The 7,304-nt window shown below is 46.2% G+C and carries 5 protein-coding genes; 2 read left to right on the forward strand and 3 right to left on the reverse strand.

All coding sequences use genetic code 11. The annotated features are described in order from the left end of the window. Window positions 1–709: transposase (locus TH606_RS11765; protein WP_082863634.1), on the forward strand; the 709-nt coding region annotated here is incomplete at its 5' end. Window positions 710–723: 14 nt separating this feature from the next. Here TH606_RS11765 and TH606_RS10800 read toward each other — a convergent pair. After that, entirely contained in the window at window positions 724–1,692 is a 969-nt protein-coding gene (locus tag TH606_RS10800; RefSeq protein WP_068543952.1) for a (Fe-S)-binding protein, read from the reverse strand. After that, a complete protein-coding gene (locus TH606_RS10805) occupies window positions 1,679–2,251 on the reverse strand; it encodes an HD domain-containing protein (RefSeq protein ID WP_068543954.1) in 573 nt (190 codons plus the stop codon). The genes TH606_RS10800 and TH606_RS10805 overlap by 14 nt, the downstream gene beginning before the upstream one ends. 80 nt (window positions 2,252–2,331) lie before the next feature. Between TH606_RS10805 and TH606_RS10810 the strand changes: the two genes are divergently transcribed. Beyond that, window positions 2,332–3,252: an ADP-ribosylglycohydrolase family protein gene (locus TH606_RS10810; RefSeq protein ID WP_068543956.1), complete on the forward strand. Its 921-nt coding sequence runs from the start codon at window positions 2,332–2,334 to the stop codon at window positions 3,250–3,252. On the opposite strand, the gene TH606_RS10815 is transcribed toward TH606_RS10810, so the two are convergent. Next, complete coding sequence (locus TH606_RS10815) at window positions 3,237–6,482, reverse strand: SNF2-related protein (protein ID WP_068543957.1); 3,246 nt, start codon at window positions 6,480–6,482, stop codon at window positions 3,237–3,239. The two genes, TH606_RS10810 and TH606_RS10815, sit on opposite strands and share 16 nt — an antisense overlap. Window positions 6,483–7,304: the final 822 nt, after the last annotated feature.

The following is a 7,304-nucleotide window of genomic DNA, read 5'->3' on the forward strand; positions in this document are numbered from 1 at the left end:
TTTTGTCTCTCTTTACATTCTCCCCCACAATCACTTCCACCTCCTCTGCCGCATGCTACCTGAAAACCAGTTCTCCGACGAAGAAGTAAAACAGCGTGTCAAGCTTTATTACGGCCCAAAACGAAAAATTTTCTTTTACGAAGAGCTAATCAAAAAATGGCGGACAAAGCTCGGGAATCTTTCTCGCTATGTGCAGGAGATAAAACAGCGCTTCTCCCGCTGGTATAACAGGCGAGTTGACCGGAAGGGCTACTTCTGGGCTGATAGGTTCAAGTCCGTAATCATAGAGACTGGCGAGGCGCTATTGAACTGCCTTGCCTACATAGAGCTTAACCCGGTGCGGGCGGGGATAGTGGAAAGGCCAGAAAATTACCGCTGGTGCTCGCTGGGATATCGGTCAAGAAGAGGGACAGGCAAAAATTTCCTTTCGCTAAACCTAGGGCTGTCTCGTTGGGAAAACAAGTCTGAAAAAGAAAAACTTGAGTTGTTGCGGGAGTTTGTTTACGGGAAGGGCGGACTAGGAGAGCCAGAAAGAGGGACAGGCGAAATTTTCAGGCAAAGGGTCAGACATTTTACCGAAAGTCTAGCTATAGGAAGCAAGTATTTTATTGAAAAAGCCGCTTTAAAGCTAAAAATCTTTCTCGGACTTAAACAAAAGAAAAAAGGCAAAAAAATAACAAACAAAGAGATGGAGATACTCGCATTGTAAAAATTTACTTTAGACTATTTTTCTTTCAGGTATTCAACTAGCATCTTAACTGGAAAGTTTGGATAGGCCTTTTTAAGGGCTAGAAGGCAGGAAGTGCAGGCCGTTGCCAGATAATAAGGCTTGTTCTTTTCCATTTCCTTAAAGAGAGACCTCCTAATTTGTTCGGCCTCTTGCGGAAATAGATAACCAAAGGCCCCTGCCTGCCCACAACATCCTTCATAATAAGTAATCCCAAGTTCACGCCACCAGGGATAAGTTTCAAGGTGCTTAAGATGACAGGGAACCTGAAAAAAAATCTCTTCTTTGGGCACATTAAAATTAAAACCACGATTCAAGGCTAGATAAGCCATAGCATCAAAGGCCTTTTCTGCTATCTCGTAAGCTCCCATTAGAGGGTAAATCTTTTTGAGAGTAAAAAGACAGGAGGCACAAAGGGTTATGATAATATCTACTTTTTCAAAAGCCTTAAGGTTCCTCTCCACTTGTTTTTTAAAAGTCTTTTCGTCACCAGCGGCTATAAAAGGCAGCCCACAGCAGGTTTGTTCTTGGGGCACGAACAAATCAGTTGGTGCGGGAGAAAGAGACACCAGTTTTTTAATGGCTTGCGGATAAAAGAATTCTCCACCGCATCCCAGAAAAATGGCTACCTTCTTACCGTTTAAAAAGGCCAATTCTTTTTTGAGAGAAAAACTTTCCGAAGCAAGTGGCCGCAGTTTATCGGCTAAAGCCAGTAAATATTTCGTGGGAATCGGATGGCTGAGCTTAGCCTGAACCAGTGTTTCTAAAAGGGGGACATTGTTAGGACAGGCCCTTTCGCAGGCCCCACACAGGAGGCAGCTGGCAAAAAACCTAAAAGAGGCCCTCCCCTCCTCAAGGGCTAATAGCCTTCCCCTGGGAGAAAAAGTCTCACGTCTGGTGGCTCTGAATACAGGACAGGCCACCAGGCACTTGCCACAGCGAGCGCAAAGGTCAGTTGGTTTCATCTTTGGCTACGAATTGGTCAAGCCACCAGGAAGCCCAGTCAGTTTCAATGATAGCCTCGGCTAATTTGCGACCAATGTCTGTGTAAAGCCTCCTTCTAGCATAAACCAGCCAGCGGCGAGCGTAAGGATTGCCAAGGTCATGCTGTTCCTTAAGCATAACTATTAAATCAAGCTGGTCGGCATCGTGAACTAGCTGGGCCTCAATAGTACTTGCCTCCCGGTATTCTCTCAAAAGTTCCTGCCACTCTTCCTGCCAGGGAAGGTCTGAAAAGGCGTCTCTTGCCGCGGCCTCTTCATCAACCTTATCGTAAAGCTTATTTACAGAATTGAGGTCCCCTGTGCGAGCTTCTAAAAAATCATGCAAAATAGCCATTTTAAGTAACCTGTTTTCATCAACTTCTGGAACAAGCTTGGCAAGTATCATAGCAGCCAGAGACACTCCAAAAGAGTGAGCCGCTATATTTTCTTTGCCTGTCCCTAAATAAGCGTATCCCGTGCGCTCAAGGCGTTTTAACATGGCTCCTTCAAAAAGGAGCTTGGCCAACCGATGCCAGAACATATCTCCTCCTGAACCAGGGCTGAAAAATTTATTCTGAATAGTAAACTTAAGACATTCAATAGAAAAGAGCGAGGGACAGTATGACTTTACGCGAGCGTTATACCGGCTGCCTTTTAGGGCTGGCCGTTGGAGACGCCCTGGGGACTCCTCTTGAATTTCAGGATAGAAACTCTTTTGAACCCGTTACAGATATGATTGGCGGCGGGCCGCATTCTCTTGAGCCCGGCCAGTGGACAGACGACACCTCTATGGCCCTTTGTCTGGCAGAAAGTCTCCTTGAAAAAGGCGGCTTTGACCCTTACGACCAGATGAAACGCTACCTCCGCTGGTACCAAAAAGGCTATTTAAGTAGTACTGGAAAATGTTTTGACATTGGAAACACTATAAGAGCGGCTTTAGAAAGATTTCGCCAAACCGGAAATCCCTTCGCCGGCTCAAGAGACCCGTGGTCTGCTGGAAATGGCTGCATTATGCGCCTTGCCCCGGTGCCCATGTTTTTCTTTCCAGATATAGAAAAGGCAGAGTGGTATGCCAGGGAAAGCGCCAGAACCACCCACGGCGCAAAGGAATGTCTGGATGCCTCCCGTCTCTTTGCCCGCATGCTCATAAGGGCCCTTGCGGGAAAGACCAAAGAAGAAATACTTCTTGCTGATAGCACTAACTTTAAGGCCTCTCCTAAAATTCTTGACATTGCCAGGGGCTCCTATTTTGAAAAAGAAGAATACGAAATAAAAGGTTCAGGCTACGTGGTGGAAAGTCTTGAAGCGGCACTCTGGTGTTTCTGGCATAGCGATTCCTTTGAAGAGGCCGTTTTAAAGGCTGTTAACCTGGGAGATGATGCAGATACCACTGGAGCGGTTTGCGGCCAGATTGCCGGTTCCTTTTACGGCGAAAAATATATCCCGCAAAGATGGCTTAAAAAGCTTACCATGTACGAAGAAATTAGAAACACTGCCCTAAAACTCCTCAAAACTTCTCAACGCCTTCAAAATAGTTCATAAGGCAGGCCAAGAAGGCAGGCGGCTATCATCTTTTCTACTGGTTCTTTGGTCTCAACCTTTGAAAGCAGGCCCTTAAGCTCCTCAGTAGTTAAAGGGTTTTCCCGAAGATAGGGTTTCAAATCTTTAAGGAGATATGGTCCCCGTTTAGAAGTCGTATTCATCATTTCCTGGAGCCTTGGTACCAGAAGTTCAAGGCAGTATTTGGCCAGAAGATAAAGGTCAAGGTTTTCTTCTCGCCAGTTTTCAAGTAAGTGAAGGAGGCGCGCGAGCACAGCCCTTCTTTCATGCCCTTTGTCCCGCCGATAGTAATACTTAAGAACATCTTTTAAAACCTTTAGGGCTCGTTTATGTCTGGAGGGAAGTAGCAAAAATTCCGCCTTCTTAAGCTCTTCAAGAAAGTCTTTGAGTAGCTCGTCAGCCCCTTTAGGCCAATGGCAGGAAGGCTCCTCAGGGCTTAGTTTTTCCTTAAGCTTTTGGCAAATCTCTGAAATATCCGTAATTGGTTCTTTTCCCTTTTCCAGAAACACCCAGGTAGGAGCGGTATCAGCTTTCTTAGAACCTTTAAGACATAGAAAACACCAGGGATTATAGGCTTTAACCGCGCTAATCAGGGAGCCTTTTATTTTCAGGCCTTTTATCTCTTTTAAAGTTTTTTCCGGGACCAGGGGGTTTTCTCCTTCAAAGAGATCCCTAAGTGGCTGAAAGGCATCTGCCAGGCCGTCCCAGAAGGTAGCTTCAAATTCCTTTCTCTTTTGTTCAAACATTTCAAGCATTAAGCGCCCGGTTATCTTTTCTTCCTGGTAGCCCTCCACAAAGCTCAAAAATTCTTCAGGAATATTGATATTGCTTCCCAGAATGTTTTCCACCAGGAGGTGTCTCTCAACCAGACGCCTGTCCGTTGAAACGCAAAACTCAGGAGTATCATTTGGCCAGTAAATTTCAACTTCCCGGTGCGGGCTATCAAGGCGCTCTATACGGCCGATGCGCTGCTCAGCAAGCCTTATCACTGAAGGCAGGTCAAAAAAGACCACCGCCCCTGCCTGCTGGAGGTTTACCCCTTCGGCTACGGCGTCAGAACAAAGGGCCAGGACGTTTTTTTCAGGTGATCCTAGAGAAAAATAGCGCTTAAGGAGCCGCCTCTCCTTTGGCCTCCCTCCAGTAACAAAAAGCACCTTGACCTCGTCTGAAAGCTTTTTTATCAGTTCCTCAAGGTAAGCCAGGGTTAAAAGGCGGCTATCGTAAGCCAGAATAAGCTTGTGTTTCTTAAAAAGCTTGAGTACAAAACGAACTTTGGCCTCTTCCCGGGAAGGACTCATTTGCTGGGCCAGTAAAGATATTTCCTGGTAAATTTCCCTTTCTCTGGCTAGGACTTCAAGAAAAAGCTTTTTGTCTTTTAACCAGGAAGGAGCTTCAGCCTTTTCTGGAAGAGGTTTAAAAAGCTTGTCAACTCTGGCCTCCCAGGTTTTAAGGGCGTTTAAAATGTCGCCCGTAGCGTGTTTTATCTTGCCTTCAAGGCCAAAGAGTTTCTGGGCAGCCTCTGTGCCTTCAATGTGCTCCACCAGGGCTATTCTTGAGGAGCGAAGCATGGCCTTAACATTAAAGCGGGCCAGCGCTGAGGCCGCAGAAAGCCTCTGGGCCAGAAACTTCGGGTCAAAGTCATTTTTAGTTTCCCAGAGGTCAAGAAAAGTCTTCCTGAGCCAGATTAGGCCTTTTAGTTCCCGGGAAAGGCTATCTATTTTTTGGGCAAGCCTGCGGTCTTCTTCCGTCTCACCGGTAGGATAAAGCTTGCAAACCTCCTTAGGGAAACGACAGAGACGACCAAACTTATCCCGATATTCTTCCGGGTTTTCTTCAATCAGGCGGTTTAGTTCCCGCTTGGTGCGGCGCACGGTAAAGACCTGTACATACCGCCTGAGATTTTCCAGTTGTTCCCGTGAAAACTTCCCGCCTGTCTCAATCTCTCGCTTTAGTTTGTGGTAGGTCTCAAGGCCTTCTTCAGAGAGGTTATCAAGGCCAAGGACTTCCATCAGGCGTAAAAGGTCTTCTGCTCCACGATTTATGGGCGTAGCTGTCATGAGGATTACATGCTCAGCCAGGCTGTTTAACTGAATGCTCTGGGAACGCCTTGAGGTGCGCGAAAGGTAGTTATGGGCTTCGTCTATGAGGAGGATATTGGCTCGCCTTATCTTTTCAAGGGCCCGGCTTCTGGCCTCTCCCTGCGAAACACTGAGAAGCCCCTGAGAGATGGCCTCTGGTGTAAAGAAAAAATTGTCATCAAGGGCCTCTTCTTCCCACTGGTCTTTAACTCCGGGTGGACAAACTATGTAACTTGAAAGGCGCCTCAATTCCTGCCGGGAGAGAAAGCGATAGTGAAGCGCTGCCAGAAGAGCAAGGCCTACTTTGGTTTTTCCGGCTCCGGTAGGGTCTGCGATAAGCACGCTTCCGTGGTTATCAAGCACCCAGAGGGCCTGGGCTACGGCCTGCCGCTGAGAAGGCCAAAGCTTCATGCGAGAAAGCATCTCACTTAAACCCTTATGCTCGCCAAGCCAGTCATCACCCATAATCTGGCAAATGGCGTAGGCCAGTACCTCCTGCCAGGTAGTGTAACGCAAAAGTTCTTTAAGAAGGGCTATTATTTCCTGCTGATAGTCTTCGCTATCCTTTAAAAAGTTCTCCACTATGAGCTTTAAGTCCTGGTAGCGCGGGTCAGAGGCTTTAAGACGCAGATTGGCCTCTTTCTGGAAAGCAAGGCCTGCCTTTGAAAAGTTACTTGAGCCCAAAATAGCATGAGTTTCTCCCAGATAGATTTTAGCATGGAGCCCTCGGCCAAGACGAAAAATAATATTTTGGGCTTTAAGTTCTTCTAGAAAATTTAAAAGGGCCCCGCCAAGGGTAATGGAGATACCTCTTTCAAGCCAATATTCTTTTATTTCACGAGAAAGATTTACCTGTGGCCAGAGGGCCTTAAGCTCACGCTCTGAGAGATCAAGCTCGTGCCCAAGCACCACGGTAATCTGGCGATTAGGGAATACCCCCTGGCCAAAAAAACAAATCAGGTGTTCAAGAGAAGAATAACCAGTAATAATGGTGTAACGGCTTGAGGCAAGAATATCTTCCCGGATTATCTCTTCAACCCTGTGTTCAGAAGTGTTAAGAGGAAAATCCTCTGGCGAAGGCCAGGTGTATTTTTCAACTCGTTCAAAAATAGAAACTTGCTTTAGTTTTTTCATGAGGGTTTGGGCATAGTTAATATAACCTTTGTAAATATTTTAACCAGTATCAGGGTTTTCGCCTGTCCTAAATACCTGGCAGAGCGAAAGGTCTCTTCCTCATAAGGCGACCTGGTCACCGCGGTGATCTCTGATACCTCCGGTATAAATCAGGGCAGGGAGCATCCGTACTGTCGCTGTGAGGAGGCTCCTCGCTTTGGCACAAGCGAAGCAGTCTCTGAGATTACTTCGCTTCGCTAGCCATGACCCTACTTGTCACTGTGAGGAGCACCCCCACTTTGTCACTGCGAGGAGCGCGAAAGCGCGACGAAGCAGTCTCAGGGACAGGCAAAGCAGCCCCTGAGGTTGCTTTGCTCCGCTCGCAATGACAAAAAGAGGTCAGCCATGACAAAAAAGGCTCTCCATAACAGCTCCAAAATTGTCGTCTGTTTTACGCTCCAATAACAGCATGCGCTCTCACTAAAATAATATTCAGGTTTTGTCTATCTTTTTTCAAAAAAACAGAATAAAAATGAAAAAATTTTTATAAAATCTTATATGTTACAATTTTAAACATCTATAGGTCTATATTTGCTTTTTATAACTTTTGACCTCTCCTATTTATTTTTTTAGGAAAGACTTAAACCCGATAAGGGGAGGTCTTAGATGAAAAAAAATAAAAAACTTATTTTAGGTCTCTTTATCTTTTTTGTCCTTGCTTTTCTTTACTACTCCTGGGGGCAGGCCTCACCTGAAGAAGCTAAACAGGCTATTGCTTCGGTAGCAGAAAACACCCAAGCGGTAAGCGGTAAGCATAGTGTTTCGTCAACTGTGTCCGCAGGA

It is taken from the genome of Thermodesulfatator autotrophicus (assembly GCF_001642325.1).
In the GTDB taxonomy this organism is placed as follows: domain Bacteria; phylum Desulfobacterota; class Thermodesulfobacteria; order Thermodesulfobacteriales; family Thermodesulfatatoraceae; genus Thermodesulfatator; species Thermodesulfatator autotrophicus.